The organism is Streptomyces javensis (assembly GCF_039525925.1).
Taxonomy (GTDB): domain Bacteria; phylum Actinomycetota; class Actinomycetes; order Streptomycetales; family Streptomycetaceae; genus Streptomyces; species Streptomyces asiaticus.
This window is the reverse complement of record NZ_BAAAIF010000052.1, coordinates 1-20,299: the sequence shown is the minus strand read 5'-3', so window position 1 is coordinate 20,299 and position 20,299 is coordinate 1. Positions and strand designations below refer to the sequence as shown.

Genomic DNA, 20,299 nt, shown 5'->3' with positions numbered 1-20,299 from the left:
GCGTCATCCGGTGGCCCGCGTCCTCGGGGAGCCCCCGCGTCACCGCGCCGCGGAGCCCTCCGCCGCCCGGATCGCGTCGCGGTAGGCGCGGGCCGCCGCGCGCAGCGCCGCCTCCGGGTCCACGCCCTCCGCCTCGGCCCGCACCGCGAGCGCCAGCAGCTCATAGCCGATGCCCGCCCCGTCCGGCAGGGCCACGTCCAGCCCGGCCGTCCGGGTGCGGGAGGCCAGCTTGGCGGTCAGCGCGAGCGACGGCTGACCGAGCGGCACCCCTTCGGTGACCGAATCGCGCCGCTTCTCGGCCGCCTTGGTGCGCAGCCAGTGGCGCCGGACGTCCTCCGGGGTCTCGGCGGCCTCGTCGCCGAAGACATGGGGATGGCGGTGGATCAGCTTCTCCACGATGCCGCCCGCCACATCGTCGATCGAGAACGGGTGCTCGGGGTCGTCCTGGGCGATCCGGGCGTGGAAGACGACCTGGAGCAGCACATCGCCGAGCTCCTCCAGCAGCGCCTCGCGGTCGCCCTCCTCGATGGCCTCGACGAGTTCGTACGCCTCCTCGATGCCGTACTTCACCAGCTCCTCGTTGGTCCGGGTGCCGCTCCACGGGCACTCGGCGCGGACCCGGTCCATGACCTGCACCAGATCGAGCAGCCGCGCGCCCGGCAGATCGTAGGAACCGGGCAGCAGCTCCAGGTCCGGCATCGCCTCACGGCCGGATCCGGCCAGCCGCGCCAGCCCGTCGGTCAGCTCGGACTCGCCCTCGGCTGAGGTGATCACGACGGCCGTGCGGCCGCCCTCCGCCACGCAGTAGTCGACCAGCTCGCGCGCGCCCGGCGCGCCCGGCTCCACCTCGACGCCCGCGTCCCGCAGATACGGCAGCTGCGGATGGTCCGGATCGCCGGAGAGCACCCGGTCGGCGCCGCGCAGCGCCTGCCAGGCGGGCCAGGACAGCAGTCCGGGGGCCACCCGGTGGCTGGTGGTGAGGAGGACGATGCGCCCGGTGGGGGCGGCGGCGTCGGCGGGGACGGGCGAGTCAGCTGCGGTCACCCTTGCAACGTAACTTACGCCTGCTCGGGGGTACCGCCGGAGGTGCGCAGCCAGGCTTCCTTGGCCAGGACGGCGGTGCCCTGGGTGTTGTCCCACTTTCCGTAGCGGGGGTTCACCCGGATGTCGAGCTCCTTGGAGGTCCGGGTGAACACCTCATTGACCTTGGCGGTGCCCAGCTTGCGCAGCAGGGCGTTGCGGGTGAGGTCCATCCGGACCGCCTCGTCGATCCCGCCGGGCGCGATGCCCTGCTGGAGATAGAGGCCGCGCAGGGCGGTGGCTCCGCCGCTCTGCTTCTCGGCGGCGTCGCGGGCGATCTGGACCTCGCGGCGGGTGGGGTGGATCCCGTTGTCCTTACCGGCCCGCTCGATCACCCGGAACTGGATCATCCGGATCAGTGTGTCCTGGCTCAGCCGACCGCTGCCCGCGACCGTCTGGGCCGCCCTCGGGTCATTGCTCTGTGCCTGCCGGACGGCCTTGACCTGCGACTGGAGCTGGGACACGGTGATCCGGCCACCGTCCAGGACCGCCGCGGCACCGGGCCGCGGGGCGTCGCCGCACGCGGTGATCAGCGGCGCGGAGAGCAGCAGCGCGGACGCGGCGGAGACGGTGAGCGCAGTACGGCGGCGGATCATTGAGCCTCCCGGCAGAGATCGTGCGGCGCGACAAACGATCTGGCGTTGATCGATGGTATGGAGTCGGCGCGGCCTAGGCCACTGCTTGGACAACGATTCACCACGGTCTTGGTCAGCCTCCGGCTTCCGGTCCGCCGGTGGCCGCCTCCGGCCCCGGCGACCTAGCGCGCGGGCAACTTCGTGCCCGGGCAGCCGCCCAACACCCGCTTCATCGCGCTCTTCTCGGCCCCGGTCACCCACAGCCCGTACGCCTTCTTCACCGCCACCTGGTGCGCCACGTAGTCACAGCGGTACGCCTTGTTGGGCGGCAGCCAGGTCGCCGTGTCGCCGTCGCCCTTACGGCGGTTGGCGGAGGCGTCCACGGCGATCAGATTGAGCGGATCGTTGGCGAACTCCAGGCGCTTGTCCCGGTCCCACTTCTGGGCGCCCTTCTGCCAGGCGTCCGACAGCGCGACCACATGGTCGATGTCCACCTTGCTGTGGCCCCGGACGAACCGGACGTCGCGGCCGGTGTACGGCTCGTCGTTGAGCGTGCCCGAGGCGACCAGACAGTGGCCGTCGCGGAACTTCACGTCCGTCAGGTCGCGCTTGAGGATGTCATCGCGGGTCCCGCAGCCGTTGTCGTCGGTGTCCACCCACGCGCTGCCGAACTCGCCGCGCTCGTAACCCGTCTTCGGCGCACGGCCCTTGACTGTGAGCGAGGACACAGCCGCCAGGGCCGAGCCGGCCGCCGCGGGCCGACTCGGGTCGCTCCCGCCCCCGCCTGCGCCCTTGCCGTCCTGGTCACCGGCCTTGCAGCCGCCGACCGCCAGCAGCGCGGCCAGCACCGCCGCCGAACTTCGCATCGGTATGCGAAACCGTCCCTGCAACCTTCCCGCCCCCTTCGCGTATCTTTTCGCACAGACCGCCCACACGATAAGGACCCTGGATGGACACGGCCGCAACCGCTCCGCCCGGCACCGGCGCCGAGGGGGCGACCGCCGTCATCGGGGGGCGTACCCGGCTTCTCGCGAGGGCAGGCGTACTGCGACGGCCGGAGGCCGATCCGTACTGGCTGGCCCTCGCCCTCTTCGCCGCCTTCACGGCGCTGTCGGTCTGCCGCTACCGCCGCATGGCCACCATGTCCTGGGACCTGGGCATCTTCGAACAGGCGATACGGGCGTACGCGCACTTCCAGGCCCCCATAGCCGATCTCAAGGGCCCCGGCGCCAATATCCTCGGCGACCACTTCAGCCCCATAACGGCCCTGCTCGGCCCCGTCTACCGGCTCTTCCCCGGCCCGGTCACCCTGCTGGTCGCGCAGGCGGCGCTGTTCGCCGTCTCCGCCGTCCCCGTCGCCCGCGTCGCGGCCCGGCTGCTGGGGCGCGGCCGGGGGCTCGCGATCGGCATCGCCTACGGGGTGTCCTGGGGCCTCCAGCGCGCCGTGGACTTCGACTTCCACGAGATCTGCTTCGCCGTTCCGCTCATCGCCTTCTCCCTGGAGGCGGTGATCCGCGGGCGCTGGTACCCGGCGCTGCTGTGGGCCGCCCCGCTGGTCTTCGTCAAGGAGGACATGGGCGCCACGGTGGCCGCGATCGGCGCGGTCGTCTGGATCCGCGCCCGGCGCGACCCGGAGCGCGGCCCCCGCGCCGTCCCGCTCGCCGTCGCGCTGATGGGCTTCGGCATCGCGGTCTCGGCGCTCGCGCTCGGCGTGGTCATCCCCGGCTTCAACGGCGCCGGGTCGTACGACTATTGGGACAAGGTCGGCAGCGGCGGTGAGCAGACCGGCACGATCCCCTTCGGCACCGCGCTGCGCACCCTGCTGTGGATCCTGCTGCCGACCACCGGACTGCTGGCGCTGCGCTCCCCGCTGCTGCTGGCCGCCGTGCCCACCCTCGGCTGGCGCTTCCTCTCCCACGACGACCACTACTGGGGCACCGACTGGCACTACAGCGCGGTGCTGATGCCGGTCGTCCTGCTGGCCCTGGTGGACGCCCTGGACCGGGTCCGCGACACCCACCGGCCCTGGCTCGCCTCGTACGCCCGTCAGCTGCCCGCGGCGGTGTGCGGCGCGGCCCTGGCCTTGTCGTCCTCCATGCCGCTGTACGGCCTCACCCAGGGCGCCACCTACGACAAGTCCCCGCAGACGCGGGCGGTGGAGCGGCTGCTGGACCGGATCCCGGACGGGGCCACGGTGGAGGCCAACGTCGGGCCGATAAGCCGGCTCACCAGCCGCTGCCGGGTGCTGTGGGTCGGCGCCACCCAGGACATACGGCCGGACTACATAGCCCTCCAGGAGCCGCCGGAGCGCACCGAGCGGCAGGTGATCGAGTACGCCGGGCAGCTCCACCCGGGCAGCTCGTACACGCCCGTGGGCTCCACCTCCGGCTACTTCGTCCTCAAGCGGGGCTAAGCGCTCCGCGGGAAGTGCCGCGGGGTGCGGTCGTTCGTCCGCGGCCGCGTCGTGGCCGGTCGCGCCTGCGCGGCGGCCGCATATCGACACAGCCCCGCGCCCCTTCGGGGCGCACCACCGCGCCGGCTCAGCCCATGGGCTTCGGGGCGATCAGGGCGAACGGCGCCCCCTGGGGATCCTTCACCAGCGACATCCGGCCCGCGATCATGTCGTACGGCGGGCGGAGGACCGTGCCGCCCTCGGCGGACACTTTGGCCGAAATGCGGTCGGTGTCCTCGACGGCGAAGTAGACCAGCCAGTGCGGGGGCACCTCCGGTGGCATCCCCTCCCGCAGCGGCTGGAGCCCGCCGACCGTGCGGCCGTCGACGGAGAGCGCGAAATAGCCCTCGGCGCCCTCCTCCTCCATGGGGGTCGACTCCACGCCCAGCGCCTCCGCGTAGAAGGCCGAAGCCGCCTCCCGGTCGGTGGTGTTGAGCTCGTTCCAGATCAGCGTGCCCGGCTCGTTGACGAGGCCCGCGCCGGTGAAGCCGAGCGGCTGCCAGACGCCGAAGACGGCCCCCAGCGGGTCGGCCGCCACCAGCATCCGGCCGAGGTCCATCACATCCATGACCGGCATCAGCACGGTGCCGCCGGCCCGGCTGATGGACTCCGAGGTGGCCTGGGCGTCGGCGGAGCAGAAGTAGGTGGTCCAGACGGTCGGCGGCGGGGCCTCCTCGCCCACCGACTGCGCGGACATCACCCCCGCGACGGGCTTGCCCCTCATGGACCAGGTCGCATAGCCGCCGGTCTCCGGAGGGCCGACCTCTCCCTCCCAGCCGAACAGCCCGGAGTAGAAGTCCAGGGCGGCCTGTTGGTCGGGGACCATCAGATCGATCCAGCAGGGCGTGCCGGGCTGATAGGACGTGACTTCGGGCATGGGGCCGCCTCCGTATCGCCACTTCCGGCCGGGCGCGGCCGGTACGGGATGTCCCCATGGCCCATTCTCCTCCGGCCCGGGCGGCACGCCACTCGGCGGACGGCTACGGTGCGCACCGGTTCGCTGACGAGCCGTGAACGCGGCACACGGCTTCCGGCCGCGACACAAAGCCGCCGCACAAAGCCGCCGCACAAGCCGCCGCACAAAGCCGGGCGGCGGCCGACCCGAAGGCCGACCGCCGCCCGGCGGTGGTGAGTAGAGGGGGCGTCAGGCGCTGCCGACCGCGCTTCCGGCCACCCACTGGCTCCAGTCCATGTTCCATCCATTGAGGCCGTTGTCCGGCTGGACGGTCTTGTCCTTGGAGTTCTTCACGATGACGACGTCACCGACCTGGGAGTTGTCGTAGAACCAGGCGCCGTCCGTGTTGGGGTCGCCCGCGCCCTTGGTGTCCGACAGACCGACACAGCCGTGGCTGGTGTTGACGTTGCCGAAGATGGACTTGGCGCCCCAGTAGTTGCCGTGGATGAAGGTGCCCGAGGTGGACAGCCGCATCGCGTGGGGGACGTCCTTGATGTCGTACTCGCCCTTGCCGTCGTCGTCCGTGAAGCCGACCGTCGCACCGTTCATCCGGGTCTCCTTGAACTTCTCGGAGATCACCATCTGACCGTTGTAGGTCGTGTTCTCGGGGCTGCCGGCCGAGATCTTGATGGTCTTCAGCAGCTTGCCGTCGCGGACGACCTTCATCTCCTTGGACTCCGCGTCCACCGTGGAGACCTGGGAGCGGCCGATCTTGAAGTTGACCGTCTTCTCCTGGACGCCCTTGACACCGGGCGACGCCTCGACGCCGTCCAGGTCCAGCTTCAGGGAGACGGTCGAACCCGCCTTCCAGTAGTCCTTCGGGCGCAGGTCGAGCCGGTCGCCGCCGAACCAGTGGCCGACCACCTGCTGGCCGCTGCTGGAGGTGACCTTGATGTGGGACTCGACGTCCTTCTTGTTGGTCACCGCCTTGTCGAAGCGGATGGACACCGGCATGCCCACGCCGACCGTGGAGCCGTCCTCCGGCGTGAAGTTGCCGATGAAGCTGTTGGAGGGCGAGACGGTGGTGAAGGACGAGTTCTCGGTCGCCTTACGGCCCTTGGAGTCCTCGGCGGACGCCCTGATCTTGTACTGAGTGGCCCGCTCCAGCTGACCGCTCGGCTTCCAGGACGTCTTGTCCGGCGATATGGTCCCGGCCACGGTGTTGCCGGTGGCCGCGGAGGTCATCGTGACGGAGGTGAGCTTGCCCTCGCTCACCGTGACCTTGGTGTCACTGTTGATGCCCGCGTTCGTCGCACCGGCCTTCGGCGTGATCTTGATGTGGGCGTCCGACGCGTCCTTGGCCGCCGCCTCGTCGACCTGCGACTGCGACTTGTGCCCGTCGTTCTTGGCGTCGTCGTCGCCGCCATCCCCGCCGCACGCGGCGAGAGTGAGTACGCCGCCGAGCACGGCGGCCACGGCCACCAGCCCCTTACGGCGCTTGCCGTCCGTCATCACACGCTTCTCCATTTGACCTGGATCTTGATCTGGACCCCAGAAACCCCGGACCTGCCCGATAAGAACGCCTGTACCTTTTGGTCGGTTCCACGCACAGTAAAACTGTGCGCAAGACCACTTAGCAAAGGCGCCAGTCAAGCCTAAGACCCACCGGCACCCGGACCCGCACGGCTCAGCCGTCTTCGTCGCCCGGAATGCGACTCCGGGCTCTCCCCGGGCTCTCCCCGGGCTCTCTCCGGGCTCAATCGTCCTCGTCCAGGTCGGGGAAGGCCCCGGACCACTCGACGGCGCGAGGATCGTAGTCGATGTGCTCGCTGCTCCAGGACGCCTGCGCCAGTTCGACCCCCGGCACCTCCTCCACCAGCTCGAACGGCTCGACCAGATAGGCCAGCGCCTCGGCCTCGTCCGACTCCACCATGCGGCGTGCGTGGCCCCGCTCCTCCGCGGCCATGGACTCGTCGCCGTCGATCCGCTCGTACGCCGCGCGCCGCAGCCGGTCCGCGTCGGTGATCTCGACTACAAGCTCCACACGAAGCCGGACAAAACGTGATGTCTCGGTACTCGTCATGCGACGGAGGTTAGGGGTCCGACCCGTCTCGCTTCCGCACGACCCGCAGTTGTCACTACGATCGGCGCACGGGGTCAATTTGCCGCAGCCTCAAGGAGGATGCCGTTGTCCGCACGCCGACCGCTGCTGACCGCCGCCGCTGCCGGTTCGCTGCTGTGCGCCCTGTGGTTCGTCCCGTCCGCCAACGCCACCGTTGAGGACCCGGGATCGTCATCGGCGTCCTCGCGGACCTCCGAGGGCTCGCCCGGGTCCGGGCCCAGGACCGAGGCCGTGCCCGACGGGGATCTGGCCGACACCGGCAGCGTGGACGTCACCCCGTATCTCTTCGGCGGCACGGCCTTCCTGGGGCTGGGTGTGGCGATGGTGACCGCCTCCGTGCGGCGCACCCGCCCGGAGGCGTACTAGCCCCTTGGCCCGGGGGCCGCGTTGAGTGCGCACCGGCCCCTGGCCCGGATCAGTCCGGGCCGGTTCAGTCCGGCCCGGTTCAGTCCGGCCCGGTTCAGTCCAGGGAGCCGGTCACCGACTCCACGGCCTCGATCAGCTCTCCGGATCGTACGAACGCCTCCGCGGCCGCCAAGTCGGGCGCCAGATAGCGGTCCTCGCCCGGCCCCTCGACGCCCGCCCGGCGCACCGCCGCCAGCACCGCCCGGCTCGCGGGCGCGGGCTCGAGGCCCTGGCGCAGCTCGATGCCCCGGGTGGCGGCGACCAGCTCGACGGCCAGCACGCGGGCCAGGCTGTCCACCGCCGTGCGCAGCTTGCGCGCCGCCGACCAGCCCATCGAGACATGGTCCTCCTGCATGGCGGAGGACGGGATGGAGTCGACGGAGGCGGGCACGGCGAGCCGCTTCATCTCGCTCACCAGCGCGGCCTGGGTGTACTGGGCGATCATCAGCCCCGAGTCCACGCCCGGGTCGCCGGCCAGGAAGGGCGGCAGGCCGTGGGAGCGGTTCTTGTCCAGCAGCCGGTCGGTGCGGCGCTCGGCGATCGAGGCGAGGTCGGCGGCGGCGACGGCCAGGAAGTCCAGGACGTACGCGACGGGCGCGCCGTGGAAGTTGCCGTTGGACTCCACCCGCCCGTCGGGCAGCACCACGGGGTTGTCCACGGCGGCGGCCAGCTCGCGCTCCGCGACCAGCCGGGCGTGCGCGAGGGTGTCCCGGCCGGCGCCCGCGACCTGCGGGGCGCAGCGGATCGAGTACGCGTCCTGGACCCGCGGCGCATCGTCCTGGTGGTGCCCGGTGAGCCCCGAACCCGCCAGCACCCGCAGCATGTTGGCGGCGCTGGCGGCCTGCCCCGGGTGGGGGCGGATGGCGTGCAGCTCGGGTGCGAGGACGCGGTCCGTGCCGAGCAGCGCCTCCAGCGAGAGGGCGGCGGTCACATCGGCGACGGTGAAGAGCCGGGCGAGGTCGGCGCAGGCCATGATCAGCATGCCGAGCATGCCGTCCGTGCCGTTGAGCAGCGCGAGCCCCTCCTTCTCGCGGAGCTCGACCGGCTCGATGCCGTGCTCGGCCAGCAGCTCGGCGGCGGGCCGCACGGCCTTGTCGGGGCCCTCGGCCTCGCCCTCGCCCATCAGCGCCAGCGCGCAGTGGGACAGCGGGGCCAGGTCGCCGGAGCAGCCCAGCGAGCCGTATTCGTGCACGACGGGGGTGATCCCCGCGTTGAGGAGCGCGGCCATCGTCCGCACCACGACGGGCCGGACGCCGGTGCGGCCGGACGCGAGCGTCTTCAGCCGCAGGAACATCAGCGCCCGCACCACCTCGCGCTCCACCCGCGGGCCCATGCCGGCGGCGTGCGAGCGCACGATGTTGCGCTGGAGCTGGGCGCGCAGCTCGGGGCTGATGTGGCGCACGGCCAGCGCGCCGAAGCCGGTGGAGACGCCGTAGACGGGCTCGGGCTTGGCCGCCAGGTCGTCGATCACCTGCCGCGCGGTGGAGACGGCGTCGAGGGCCGCCTCGGAGATCTCGATGCGCGCGGTGCCGCGGGCTACGGCGATGACATCGTCGGCGGTCGTTCCGGACGTCCCCACCACCACAGTGTGCATATCCATATTCAGGCACCCTAGAGAGTGAATCCCCGCCTGTCACCCCGCTACCCACGGTCCCTTCCGGGGCTCCGCCCCCGACCCCGCTCCTCAAGCGCCGGAGGGGCTGCAATGCGGGGCTCCGCCCCGACCCCGAACCGGGGCTGCGCCCCGAGCCCCCAGACCACCGTCCCGGGCTGCGCTCCCGCGCCCTGCGGGTCGAACCCCGCGCGTCAGCGGGGCCGCGCCCCGAGTCCCCAGCGGAGCCAGGGGACGGGAGGCCGTTTCAGCCCCTCCGGCGCCTGAGGAGCGGACCCCAGGGCGGAGCCCCGGCAGGGGCCCGGGGCCTGACCCCGGAATCGGGAAGAGGCCGGGGTGCGGAACGAAGCCCGCCGCAGCCCTGCACCAGATTCCAGCCCCTCCGGCGCTTGAGGAGCGGGGCCCGGGGCGGAGCCCCGGCGCGGGGGCCGGGGGCCCGACCCCGGAATCGGGAAGAGGCCGGGGGTGCGGAACGAAGCCCGCCGCAGCCCTGCACCAGCCCTAGGACGGAGCCCTGCATTCCAGCCCCTCCGGCGCTTGAGGAGCGGACCCCAGGGCGGAGCTCGCAGTGGGGGCTAGCGGCGGCCTCGGAAGCGGCGGCGTTCCGGGGGGTGGGCGGGCGAGGTGTCGGCGAGGCGGATCACCGCGTCCTCCGCACCCCCATCCCGGCCCGCCACCACCGGCTTCTGCGAGCGCGCCGCCTTCGCCCGGTACTGCGCCGCGTCCGCCAGCCGAAAGAGGCGGCGGGCCGACGGCACGGGGCCGATCGGATCGCCCGTGGAGGCGATCCCGCAGGCCACCCCCTCGCCCAGCTCCAGCTCCGCCGCCCGCCGGCACAGCTCATCGGCCACCCGGACCACCTCGTCCGCCGGGGGCCCGACCCCCAGCAGGCAGAACTCATCGCCGCCCAGCCGGGCCACCAGCGCCCCGGGCAGCATCGCGCCGCATATGGACAGCAATGAGCCGAATCGTTCCAGCAAGCGATCGCCGACCGCGTGGCCGAGGGTGTCGTTCACCCGCTTGAGGCCGTTGAGGTCGCAGACCACCAGGCTCACCACCGTGCCGTCCGCGTGGTACGCCTCCAGCGCCTCGTCCAGCCGTATGTCCACCGCCCGCCGGTTGCCGAGGCCCGTCAGCGGATCGGTGAAGGCGAGGCGGCGGGCCTCCTCCAGGCGCTCGGTCTGGGCCAGCCCGGCGGCGGTCACCGAGGCCAGCACGGTCGCGAAGTCGGCGTCGTCGCGGTCGAAGACGGGCCGCCCGGCCGGCCGGGCCACATACAGCTCGCCCCACGCCCGCCCGTGCAGCACGATCGGGGCCACCACACAGCTGCCGCGGCCACGCCGCCGCAGCGCGGCCACCCTTCCCCAGCTGCCGCTGGGCGGGGCCGAGCCGACGCCGGTGCCGGTGCCGGTGCCCACGCCCTCGGCCGTCTCGACCCAGGCGTGCGGCTCCCCGCCCGCGGCCCAGTGCTCATGCACGAATTCGGCGATCTCCGGGAAGTCGTGCACCGGGTACGACTCGTCCTCCGGCAGCCGCTCCTCGCCCGCCATCAGCTCGCCCACGTTCACCAGGACCCGCAGCCGCCCCCGCTCGCGCTCCCACATCGAGATCGCCGCGAAGCTGCCGCCGAGGGCGCGGCAGGCCGCCTCGGCCGCCGCACCCATCGACTCCTGCGGGGTGTGCGCCGCCGCCATCTCCTGGGCGAGCCGCACGACGGCCCGCAATCGTCCGTCGACCCCGCCGGGCCGCCCGCCGATCTCCCCGTTGTCCGTCACGACGGCCTCGCATTCCTCACGGCCATGCATCGTTCGCTCTGCTCTCCAGCGTAAGAACGTCGAGAACAATCCGCTGCGGGCCGTTCACCCCGGGTATCCGAGCGAACGGTCACCCCCGGTGGCCGCTGCGCTCCCCCGGGCCGGGGCCGCTCCCCGGATCCGGTCAACTTCCCCGGTCCGGGTCCGCTACTCCCCCTGCCGAAAAGTCCGTCACCTCCCGGTCCGGGGTCGCTACTCCCCCGGCCAGTTCGCCGGGCGCTTCTCGTTGAACGCGGCCACACCCTCCGCGCGGTCCCCCGAGAAGGCCACCGTCCGCCACGCCGCGTCCTCGACCTCGAGACCCGCCCGCAGATCCAGCCCCTGCCCCAGCCGCAGCGCCTTCTTGGCGGCCCGCACGCCGACCGGGGAGTTGGCGGCGATGCCCCGGGCCAGCTCCAGGGCCTCGGCCCGGTCCTCGCCCTCCGCCGTCAGCCGGTCCACCAGGCCCAGGGCGTGGGCCTCCGCGGCGGCCACCCGGCGCGCGGAGAAGATCAGCTCGGCGGCGCGCGCGGCGCCCACCCGGCGCGGCAGCAGCTGGGTGCCGCCGCCGCCCGGGATCACCCCGACCGACACCTCGGGCAGCCCCACCACGGCGGTCGGGTCGGCCACGATCACGTCGCACGACAGGGCCAGCTCGAAGCCGCCGCCCAGCGCATAGCCGTGCACCGCGGCGATGACGGGCATCGGCAGCTCCAGCACCCCGGTGTAGGCGGCGCGGGAGACCGGCCGGTGCCGCATCATCTCGGCGTCGGTGAGCGAGTTGCGCTCCTTGAGGTCGGCGCCCACGCAGAAGGCCCGCTCATGGGTCGAGGTCAGCACCACGGCCCGGACGTCACGGTCCTCGGACAGCGCCGCGCAGGCCGCCGCGATGGAGCGCGCCATCTCCGACGAGACGGCGTTCATGGCCTTGGGCCGGTCCAGTACCAGCTCGGCCACGAAGCCGTCCCTGCGGACCGCGACCCACTCCCCGTACCGCTGCTCACTCATCACGCACCCTCCCGGTTAACGACCGTGAACACCACTGTCCGCGATCATTCCAGCTCCCCGGGGCGTGCGGAACCTGTGAGCCACCCGGACGGGAGCCGGCGCCCACCCGACGGCGCCCATCCGAAGTCCGCTACGGTTCGGGCAGCGCCCCGAAGGGGCGCGGGGCTGTGTCGATATGCGGCTCCGCCGCGCAGGCGCGACCGGCCACGACGCAGCCGCGGACGAACGACCACACCTCGCCGCACTTCCGCGGAGCGCTTAGCGGGCCCGCCGCCACCGGTTCAGGAAGCCCAGGAGGATCGACTGCTGCTTCTGCCCGTCCTCCGCCCGCTCCGGATCCGCCCCCGGCTCCGACCCCGTCGGGGGCTCAGCCGCGGCCGCCGCGTCCGTGGCGAACGGCAATGAGATCGGCGGGATGGGCGGCGGCGGAGGCGTCCCCGGCGGCGCCTCCTGCCACTGGCCCGGCGAGCCCGGTCGGCCCGGCGAGCCCGGCCGGCCCTGCGGACCCTGCGGGCCCGGCTCCCCCGGGCGGGCGGCGGGCGGTGCGCCGCGCCGGCTCCCCGGCCTGGGAACGGGGGCGAACCGCACCGGCAGCGTGATCACCCCCCGTACGAAGATCCCGGAGAGCCACTTCAGCTCCTCGATCTCCCCGGCGAGCGCCAGATCGGGGATCCGGTCCAGCAGCTTCTCCAGCGCGACGGAGGCGATCAGCCGGGCCGAGGAGCGGCCGGGGCAGGCGTGGGCGCCCGCGCCGAACGCCAGATGGGCCCGGTTGCCCTGCTTGTGCGGGGACCGCAGCAGGGCGTCCCGGTTGGTCGCCGCGAAGCTGATCATCACGGCGTCGCCCGCGCGCAACCGCTTCCCGGCGAGGTTGGTGTCGTGCACCGGGAAGTAGAGCCCCATGTTGGCCAGCGGCGGGTCCGTCCACAGCACCTCGTCGAGGGCGTCCTCGACGAGCATGCTGCCGCCCATCAGCTCGCCCGAGAACCGCTCGTCGGTGAGCAGCACCCGCAGGGCGTTGCCGATCAGACCGGGCACCACCCCGGTCACCATCCCGATCAGCAGCAGCAGCTGCTCGATCAGCTCCTCGTCGGTCAGCCGCGCCGGATGGGCGATCAGCCAGGAGGTGATGTCGGCGCCCGGCTCGCGCCGCTTGAGGTCGATCAGCTCGCGCAGCGCCGCGCCCGAGGTCCGGTCCCCGCCCGACGGGTCCGAGCCGTCGATGAACGCCGCCACGCCCCGCAGCAGCCGGTCCATGATCTCCTGCGGGCAGCCGAAGAGCTGGCTGGTCACCATGATCGGGACCAGTGCGCAGTACGTCCCGATCAGCTCGGCCTCGCCCGCCTCGCAGAACTGGTCGATCAGCGAGTCGGCGATGCGCTCGACATAGTTCCGCAGCGCGCTGGAGTCGATCCGGCCGGTGGTGTCCTCGATGGCGCCGCGCAGCCGCCGGTGCTCCTCGCCGTCCACGAAGTCGACCCGCGGCCGGTCCCTGATGACCTGCGGGGCGTAGCTGGCCTCCGGCAGCAGGCCCTCGTTCCTGTCCCGCCAGTGACGGGGGTCCTTGGAGAAGGTCTCGGGGCGCCGCATGACCTCCAGCGCCGTGTCGTACCCCAGGCACAACATGGCCGGTACGCCTCTGTCCAGCTCCACCGGCGCGAGCGGGCCGTGGGCCTCGCGCAGCCGCCGGTAGACCGCGAAGGGGTCCGCCCCGAACTCGGGCGCGTGGAGCGGTTCGGCGCCGGTCTCCCCGTGGGCGGGACAGCCCGGCGGGGGTAAGGCGCCCGGGCGGTGAGCACTCGAATCGAAAAGCTGGGTCACACGTGCTCCTGGACACCGCCGGGCCCACCCCGCGGGCGGACGCGGACGGTGCTACTTCGACGACAGGACCTGGGATCCACCGAGTGGATCTTGCGGACGTAGGCTAGCCCAACAGGCCCCGCGCCGCGCCCAGTTCAGTGATCCGGTCGGCGCCACCGGAACGATCCGGCCGGAGCCGTGGGATTGATCCGGACGGAGCCGTCGCAACGATCCGGCCGGAGCCGTCGCAATGATCCGGACGCGGCCACCCGGAACGTTCCGGGCGCGCCCACACCGCCCGCGACACCGCACGGGCTCACGCGCGACGGCTCAGCAGCCACGGCTCCACGACCCCGAGGCCACGCACCGGCCGCTGCCACATCGGCTGGAGCGCGAAGCGGTACGAGGGCGGCTCCTCGCCCTCCTTCTCCGCCGCGGCGGCCGCCTCCGCGGCCTCCGCCTCCGACACCGGGGCCTCCCCGGTGCGGCTCAGTTCCTCGGCGAACGCGCCGTCCACCAGGACCGCGTTCTTGGGGGCTATGGACGTCAGCCGGCTGGCCAGGTTCACCGTCGTGCCGAAGACATCGCCCATCCGCGTCGTGACCGTGCCGAACGCGATCCCGACCCGCAGCTCGGGCATCGTCTCGTCATGCGTCAGCGTCTCGATCAGACGCAGCGCGATCTCGGCGGCGATGCCCGCGTCGTCGGCCGCGTAGAGCACCTCGTCGCCGAGGGTCTTGATCAGCCGTCCGCCGTGCGCCGCCACCAGGTCGGCGGCCGTGGTCTCGAACGCCTCGACCAGCTCGCCGAGCTCCTCCTCCTCCAGCCGCCGGGTCAGCCGGGTGAAGCTCACCAGGTCCGCGAAGCCGACCGCCAGCCGCCGGTCCACCATCTCGACGTCGTCCGCCGCCTGCACCACCCGGCCGGTCGAGGCCGCGAGCTGGCGCCGGTAGACGTAGACCAGGAACTCCTCCAGCTCCGGCAGCAACAGCTCGACCAGCGGATACGCGATCTCGGTCCGGGTCATCCCGGTCTCCTGGGGGTCGGTGAGCCCCTCCAGGAAGGAGTCGATCTGCCAGTCGGCGAGCCGGGCGGTGGTCTGGCCGGTGGACCGCGCCACCTGGATGGCCATCGGCTCGCTCAGCAGCCCGGCCTCCACCAGACCGGACAGCCGGCGCAGCGCCAGTACGTCGGCCTCGGTCAGCGCCTTGGCCTGGCCGATGTCGGCGAAGCCCATGGCCCGCCAGAAGCGGGTGGCCAGCTCGACCGAGACACCCGCGCTGCGGGCGGCCTGGAAGGGGGTGTAGCGCCGCTCGGCGCCGAGGATCAGCTGCTCCAGCCGGAGCGCGATGGGGTCCGGCTGGTCCTCGTCGTCGGGGGCCTCCGCGGCGGCGCTCTCCCGCGCCCCGGTGTCCCGTACGGCCCCGTCGGGCGCGGCGGCGTCCAGCACCTCGCGCTCCTCGGCCGTGCCGGAACCCGCGTCGTCGGCGGTCACCGCCCGCCCCCTGTCCGATCCCTGCGCACTGCCCTTCCGTTCCCTCTTCCCGGCCCGGTCCCGAGCTCGCTCACAGCCGCCCCGAGCTGGACCGACCGCGACCACGATACGTCAGGTGTGCCGTAGCTCACTCTCGCGCGGGAGGGTCATTCCTCCCTCGGTACGGAGCGTAGATGCACGATGTCCCCGGCGGAGACCGGCTCCTGAACCCCGCCTTCTGTGGCCAGAACCAGACGCCCGTCGCCGTCGATCGCGACCGCCTCGCCCACGCGCTCCCGGCCGCCCGGGAGCTCGGCCCGCACCCGGCGCCCGAGGGTCGCACAGCCCGCCGCGTACGTCTCCTGGAGGCCGCTCGCCCCCGGGTCGCCCTCGAACCGGCGCCACTCCCCGTACCACTCCGCGATCGAGCGCAGCACGGCCCGCAGCAGTGGATCGCGGTCGGTGGAGATGGCGTCCGCCAGGGCCAGCGACCCGGCGGTGGGAACGGGAAGTTCACCGGCGCGCAGCGAGACGTTCAGCCCCATGCCGATCACCACCGCGTCCCCGGCCCGCTCGGCGAGGATCCCGCCGAACTTCCGCTCCTCGCCCGCGACCGTCACCAGCAGGTCGTTCGGCCACTTCAGCGCGGTGTCCACACCCGCCGCACGGCTGAGCGCCCCGGCGGCCGCGACCCCGGCCAGCAGCGGCAGCCAGCCCCAGCGCTCGGTGGGCACGCCGGCCTCGCCGGGCCGTAGCAGGATGGAGAAGAAGAGCCCGGACCTGGCCGGGGCCGTCCAGGCGCGGTCGAGTCGGCCGCGCCCCGCGGTCTGCTCCTCGGCGATGAGCACCGCGCCCTCGGGGGCTCCGGCCCGGGCCCGGGTGACCAGATCCGTATTGGTCGAGCCGGTCGCCCGCACCACCTCGAGCTCGGTCCACAGCCCGCCGGGCCGCACCAGCCCCCGGCGCAGCGCGGCGGCGTTCAGCGGTGGCCGCTCCAGGTCGGACCAGCGTCCGCGCGCGTCACCTGGGCTCCCTGAGGTGTCAGAAGGCGTCATGGGGGCCAGCCTAGGGTCAGGAGGTGTGGCCAACGACGCAGTGCCACCAGGCGGTGCCGCCGATACGCTACGTGCCGGTAGCCCAGCCAGCGCAAAGCCGCCGAACGGTCCGGAACCCCCGAAAACCCGACAGGACCCGTCTGATCACGATCACGACCCGTACGACCCCGTTCCCCGCCTTCCCCCGATCCTGAAGCCCCGTTCTCCCGATCCTGAAGACCCGCCGTATCCACCCCCAGGACGAGCAGGAGCCGCATCCCGATGTCCACCGAGCCGGAGACCGCCCCCGAGATTCCAGACCGCCACACCACCGCGGGGAAGCTCGCGGACCTGAAGCGCCGCATCGCGGAAGCGACCCACGCCGGGTCCGCGCGCGCGGTGGAGAAGCAGCACGCCAAGGGCAAGCTGACCGCGCGCGAACGCATCGACCTCCTCCTGGACGAGGGGTCCTTCACCGAGCTCGACGAGTTCGCCCGGCATCGCTCGACCAACTTCGGCATCGACCAGAACCGGCCCTACGGGGACGGGGTCGTGACCGGTTACGGCACGGTCGACGGCCGCCCGGTGGCCGTCTTCTCCCAGGACTTCACGGTCTTCGGCGGGGCGCTCGGGGAGGTGTTCGGCGAGAAGATCGTCAAGGTCATGGACTTCGCGCTGAAGACCGGCTGCCCGGTCGTCGGCATCAACGACTCCGGTGGCGCCCGCATCCAGGAGGGTGTGGTCTCCCTCGGCATGTACGGCGAGATCTTCCGCCGCAACACCCATGCCTCCGGGGTGATCCCGCAGATCAGCCTGGTGGTGGGCCCGTGCGCGGGCGGGGCGGTCTACTCCCCGGCGATCACGGACTTCACGGTGATGGTCGACCAGACCTCGCACATGTTCATCACCGGGCCGGATGTGATCAAGACGGTCACGGGCGAGGACGTCGGCTTCGAGGCGCTGGGCGGCGCCCGGACCCACAACACCACCTCCGGTGTCGCGCACTACATGGCCGGGGACGAGAAGGACGGCATCGAGTACGTCAAGGCGCTGCTGTCGTACCTCCCCTCCAACAACCTCTCCGAGCCCCCGGCCTTCCCCGACGAGGCCGATCTGGAGGTCTCGGACGAGGACCGGGAGATGGACACCCTCATCCCGGACTCGGCGAACCAGCCGTACGACGTGCACAAGGCCATCGAGCACGTGCTGGACGACAACGAGTTCATGGAGACGCAGGCGCTCTTCGCGCCCAACATCATCACCGGCTTCGGCCGGGTCGAGGGCCACCCGGTGGGCATCGTGGCCAACCAGCCGATGCAGTTCGCCGGCTGCCTGGACATCGACGCCTCCGAGAAGGCCGCGCGCTTCGTGCGCACCTGCGACGCGTTCAACGTGCCCGTACTGACCTTCGTGGACGTGCCCGGCTTCCTGCCCGGCACCGACCAGGAGTACAACGGCATCATCCGGCGCGGCGCCAAGCTGATCTTCGCCTACGCGGAGGCCACCGTCCCGCTGATCACGGTCATCACCCGCAAGGCGTTCGGCGGCGCGTACGACGTGATGGGCTCCAAGCACCTGGGCGCGGACCTCAACCTGGCCTGGCCCACGGCGCAGATCGCGGTCATGGGCGCCCAGGGCGCGGTCAACATCCTCCACCGGCGCACCATCGCCTCCTCCGACGATCCGGAGACCACCCGGACCGAGCTGATCGCGGACTACGAGGACACCCTCCTCAATCCGTATATCGCGGCCGAGCGGGGGTATGTGGATGCTGTGATCATGCCCTCCGAGACCCGTCGCCACATCGTCCGCGGTCTGCGGACGCTGCGGAACAAGCGCGAAGCGCTGCCCCCGAAGAAGCACGGCAACATCCCCCTCTAGCCCCCTAGCGAAGGGCTGTTCCATGATCCGTATTGTCCGGGGCAACCCGACCCCCGAGGAGTTGGCCGCCACTCTGGCGGTGGTGCAAGCACGCGCGGCGGCAGCCATGGCCGCCGCGCAGACCGAGGACGATCCGGAGGAGTGGTCCGACCCCGCCCGCACCGTCCCCAGCCACCGGGTGCCGCACCCGGGTCCCAAAGCGTGGCGCACCACCTACTGGCCGGCCTGAGCGGTCCGCGGCGGGCCGAATGGCAGCTTCGCGCCGGGGCGCCTGAGTACGCGTACTCAGGCGCCCCGGCGTCTCCGGCCTCAGGATCGGATTCATGCTGTGGTCCGAGCCGCCCGATGAGCCGCCCGAGGAACTGCGGCGCGCCGAGGCCATGCTCCGCCGCGCCCGCACCGTGCTGACCGTCTCCGTGCTGCTGGCGATGTGCATCCTGGGGATGTGGCCGTAGCGGGTGTCCTGCCCGGCGGTACGCGTACGCCTGCGGCGGGCTGCTCCCCTCCCCGCCCCTTCCCGCAACTGGGGCGGGGACGGGAAAGATCCGCCGGACACCCGCAGCAGCGGGCCTTCTCCAGGAGCGGCTTACCCTGGTGCGCATGACTGCGCAGCGCACTCTCGTCCTCGCGTCCGCCTCGCCCGCCCGGCTCGGGCTGCTGCGACAGGCCGGACTGGCGCCGAAGGTGATCGTCAGCGGGGTGGACGAGGACGCGATCAGCGCCGAGACCCCCGCCGAGCTGGCCCGGGTGCTGGCCGAGGCGAAGGCCACCGCCGTGGCCGGGCTACCGGAGACGGCCGGCTCCCTCGTCGTCGGCTGCGACTCGGTGCTGGAGCTGGACGGTCAGGCGCTCGGCAAACCGGCCGACGCCGAGGAGGCCACCGCCCGCTGGAAGTCGATGCGCGGCCGGGCCGGGGTGCTGCGCACCGGGCACTGCGTGATCGACACGGCGAGCGGCCGCCGCACCTCGGCCACCGCGTCCACCACCGTCCACTTCGGCGAGCCGACGGACGAGGAGATCGCGGCGTACGTCGCCAGCGGCGAACCACTGCACGTGGCGGGCGCGTTCACGCTCGACGGCCGTTCGGCGCCGTTCATCGACGGCATCGAGGGCGACTCCGGAAACGTGATCGGGCTGTCCCTGCCGCTGTTCCGCCGACTGCTCGGCGAACTGGACGTGCGGATCACGGACCTCTGGAACGACTAGGGAATTCCGGCTAGGCGTTTCCCTGGACTTCCCTTAGGGCTTTCCCTGGATCCTTTCCCCGCTCAGGCCGGGCTGGGGGCGTCCTGACCGCCGCCCGCGGCCTCGGCGGAGGGCTTGGCGGGCGATTCCGCCTCGTACCCCAGCAGGCTCAGCACGATCAACCCCAGCACCACCATCATGAACGCGAACGCCGCCCAGCCCACCAGGCCGACCGAGAACGCGCCCAACAGCCCGTGCACCACCGCACAGGTGATGAGCAGGATGCGGGCCAGGCGGCCGGGGGCGCGGTCGCGCACGGCGGTGCGCAGCAGCACCACCCCGCACACCAGCAGATAGAGGCCGAAGAGGCCGCCCGCGACCCAGGTCCCGATCGACATCGCGTCGGTGTCCATGCCGCCCAAGGACATCTGCTGACGGTCCACGACCAGGCCGAGGATCCAGTTCAGCAGCGCTATGCCGACCGCCTCGACCATCAGCGTCACTGCCGCCACCGCGGCCACTGGTCTGCGCGCCACCGCGATCCCCTCCACTCTGTCAGTGCCGAAGCACGCTACTAACGGGTACGCGCCGCCACAAGAGGTGTGGACGAGCTGAACGCCGTGGCAAAGTTTCCGCCCGGCATTCGTAGGGTCTCCACAAAGAAACGTGAAGCGCCGCAGCACGGCGCGCCAGAGACCTTGCCCACATCGCGGACCGCGCCACGGCCCCGAAAACCGGGCGTACCGTGGAGCGACGGGGGAGCCGGACGTTCGTCCAGCGCGAGGTTCACGCTCCGTGTGGTCAAGCTCACGCCCGGGGTCTGCTCGGCGCGAGGTGTTGCCTGTACCTAAACTCGGCTTGTTTCAAGGAGGGAGCCATCGTGCGCAAGGTGCTCATCGCCAACCGTGGCGAGATCGCTGTCCGTGTTGCCCGTGCCTGCCGGGATGCCGGGATCGCGAGCGTAGCCGTCTACGCCGATCCGG

The 20,299-nt window shown here is 72.3% G+C and carries 20 protein-coding genes; 7 read left to right on the top strand and 13 right to left on the bottom strand.

All coding sequences use genetic code 11. The annotated features are described in order from the left end of the window. Positions 1-39: 39 nt before the first annotated feature. From ABD329_RS33920 to ABD329_RS33910, 3 genes are all read right to left on the bottom strand, one after another. Positions 40-1,044 carry a nucleoside triphosphate pyrophosphohydrolase gene (locus tag ABD329_RS33920; RefSeq protein WP_198277362.1) on the bottom strand — a complete coding sequence of 335 codons (1,005 nt, stop codon included), beginning with the start codon at positions 1,042-1,044 and terminating at the stop codon, positions 40-42. Positions 1,045-1,058: 14 nt separating this feature from the next. Next, positions 1,059-1,676: a SurA N-terminal domain-containing protein gene (locus ABD329_RS33915; RefSeq protein ID WP_198277363.1), complete on the bottom strand. Its 618-nt coding sequence runs from the start codon at positions 1,674-1,676 to the stop codon at positions 1,059-1,061. Between the two features lie 161 nt (positions 1,677-1,837). Continuing rightward, on the bottom strand, positions 1,838-2,521 hold the full coding sequence (locus ABD329_RS33910; protein ID WP_198277364.1) for an HNH endonuclease family protein: 684 nt from the start codon (positions 2,519-2,521) through the stop codon (positions 1,838-1,840). Between the two features lie 83 nt (positions 2,522-2,604). On the opposite strand from ABD329_RS33910, the gene ABD329_RS33905 reads away from it, so the two are divergent. Beyond that, positions 2,605-4,068 (top strand): DUF2079 domain-containing protein, encoded by a 1,464-nt coding sequence (locus ABD329_RS33905; RefSeq protein WP_198277365.1) that lies wholly within the window; start codon positions 2,605-2,607, stop codon positions 4,066-4,068. Between the two features lie 127 nt (positions 4,069-4,195). Here ABD329_RS33905 and ABD329_RS33900 read toward each other — a convergent pair whose 3' ends face one another. From ABD329_RS33900 to ABD329_RS33890, 3 genes are all read right to left on the bottom strand, one after another. Next, positions 4,196-4,984 (bottom strand): VOC family protein, encoded by a 789-nt coding sequence (locus tag ABD329_RS33900; protein WP_198277366.1) that lies wholly within the window; start codon positions 4,982-4,984, stop codon positions 4,196-4,198. A 267-nt stretch (positions 4,985-5,251) separates the two neighbouring features. After that, the gene (locus ABD329_RS33895) at positions 5,252-6,529 is read right to left on the bottom strand and encodes a L,D-transpeptidase (RefSeq protein ID WP_198277367.1); all 1,278 of its coding nucleotides are present in this window, start codon (positions 6,527-6,529) and stop codon (positions 5,252-5,254) included. 229 nt (positions 6,530-6,758) lie between these two features. Next, positions 6,759-7,085, bottom strand: a complete 327-nt coding sequence (locus ABD329_RS33890; protein WP_164434909.1) for a hypothetical protein — start codon at positions 7,083-7,085, stop codon at positions 6,759-6,761. Positions 7,086-7,184: 99 nt separating this feature from the next. Here ABD329_RS33890 and ABD329_RS33885 point away from each other — a divergent pair, with 99 nt between their 5' ends. Continuing rightward, positions 7,185-7,490, top strand: a complete 306-nt coding sequence (locus ABD329_RS33885; RefSeq protein WP_037954470.1) for a hypothetical protein — start codon at positions 7,185-7,187, stop codon at positions 7,488-7,490. 94 nt (positions 7,491-7,584) lie between these two features. Here the strand turns inward: ABD329_RS33885 and hutH are convergent, their stop codons facing one another. The 6 genes from hutH to ABD329_RS33855 form a co-directional block, all read right to left on the bottom strand. Next, the gene (gene hutH, locus ABD329_RS33880; protein ID WP_198277368.1) at positions 7,585-9,129 is read right to left on the bottom strand and encodes a histidine ammonia-lyase; all 1,545 of its coding nucleotides are present in this window, start codon (positions 9,127-9,129) and stop codon (positions 7,585-7,587) included. A gap of 587 nt (positions 9,130-9,716) precedes the next feature. Further along, positions 9,717-10,835, bottom strand: a complete 1,119-nt coding sequence (locus ABD329_RS33875) for a GGDEF domain-containing protein (protein ID WP_344317376.1) — start codon at positions 10,833-10,835, stop codon at positions 9,717-9,719. Positions 10,836-11,147: 312 nt separating this feature from the next. After that, on the bottom strand, positions 11,148-11,942 hold the full coding sequence (locus ABD329_RS33870; RefSeq protein WP_198280776.1) for an enoyl-CoA hydratase/isomerase family protein: 795 nt from the start codon (positions 11,940-11,942) through the stop codon (positions 11,148-11,150). Between the two features lie 258 nt (positions 11,943-12,200). After that, positions 12,201-13,763, bottom strand: coding sequence for a cytochrome P450 (locus tag ABD329_RS33865; protein ID WP_198280777.1), 1,563 nt, complete (start codon positions 13,761-13,763; stop codon positions 12,201-12,203). A gap of 295 nt (positions 13,764-14,058) precedes the next feature. Next, positions 14,059-15,237, bottom strand: coding sequence for an adenylate/guanylate cyclase domain-containing protein (locus ABD329_RS33860; RefSeq protein ID WP_198280778.1), 1,179 nt, complete (start codon positions 15,235-15,237; stop codon positions 14,059-14,061). Between the two features lie 146 nt (positions 15,238-15,383). Then, a complete protein-coding gene (locus ABD329_RS33855) occupies positions 15,384-16,271 on the bottom strand; it encodes a biotin--[acetyl-CoA-carboxylase] ligase (protein WP_198280779.1) in 888 nt (295 codons plus the stop codon). Positions 16,272-16,532: 261 nt separating this feature from the next. Here ABD329_RS33855 and ABD329_RS33850 point away from each other — a divergent pair, with 261 nt between their 5' ends. The 4 genes from ABD329_RS33850 (at position 16,533) to ABD329_RS33835 (ending at position 19,337) form a co-directional block, all read left to right on the top strand. Beyond that, positions 16,533-18,131: an acyl-CoA carboxylase subunit beta gene (locus ABD329_RS33850; RefSeq protein ID WP_198280490.1), complete on the top strand. Its 1,599-nt coding sequence runs from the start codon at positions 16,533-16,535 to the stop codon at positions 18,129-18,131. Positions 18,132-18,153: 22 nt separating this feature from the next. Continuing rightward, a complete protein-coding gene (locus ABD329_RS33845; RefSeq protein WP_086883216.1) occupies positions 18,154-18,360 on the top strand; it encodes an acyl-CoA carboxylase subunit epsilon in 207 nt (68 codons plus the stop codon). Positions 18,361-18,454: 94 nt separating this feature from the next. Next, on the top strand, positions 18,455-18,586 hold the full coding sequence (gene mmpB, locus ABD329_RS33840; protein ID WP_020870724.1) for a morphogenic membrane protein MmpB: 132 nt from the start codon (positions 18,455-18,457) through the stop codon (positions 18,584-18,586). A gap of 145 nt (positions 18,587-18,731) precedes the next feature. Beyond that, a complete protein-coding gene (locus tag ABD329_RS33835; protein ID WP_198280491.1) occupies positions 18,732-19,337 on the top strand; it encodes a Maf family protein in 606 nt (201 codons plus the stop codon). 62 nt (positions 19,338-19,399) lie between these two features. Here ABD329_RS33835 and ABD329_RS33830 read toward each other — a convergent pair whose 3' ends face one another. Further along, complete coding sequence (locus ABD329_RS33830) at positions 19,400-19,852, bottom strand: hypothetical protein (protein WP_309142883.1); 453 nt, start codon at positions 19,850-19,852, stop codon at positions 19,400-19,402. A 344-nt stretch (positions 19,853-20,196) separates the two neighbouring features. Between ABD329_RS33830 and ABD329_RS33825 the strand changes: the two genes are divergently transcribed. Continuing rightward, positions 20,197-20,299: biotin carboxylase N-terminal domain-containing protein (locus ABD329_RS33825; protein ID WP_158786612.1), on the top strand; the 103-nt coding region annotated here is incomplete at its 3' end.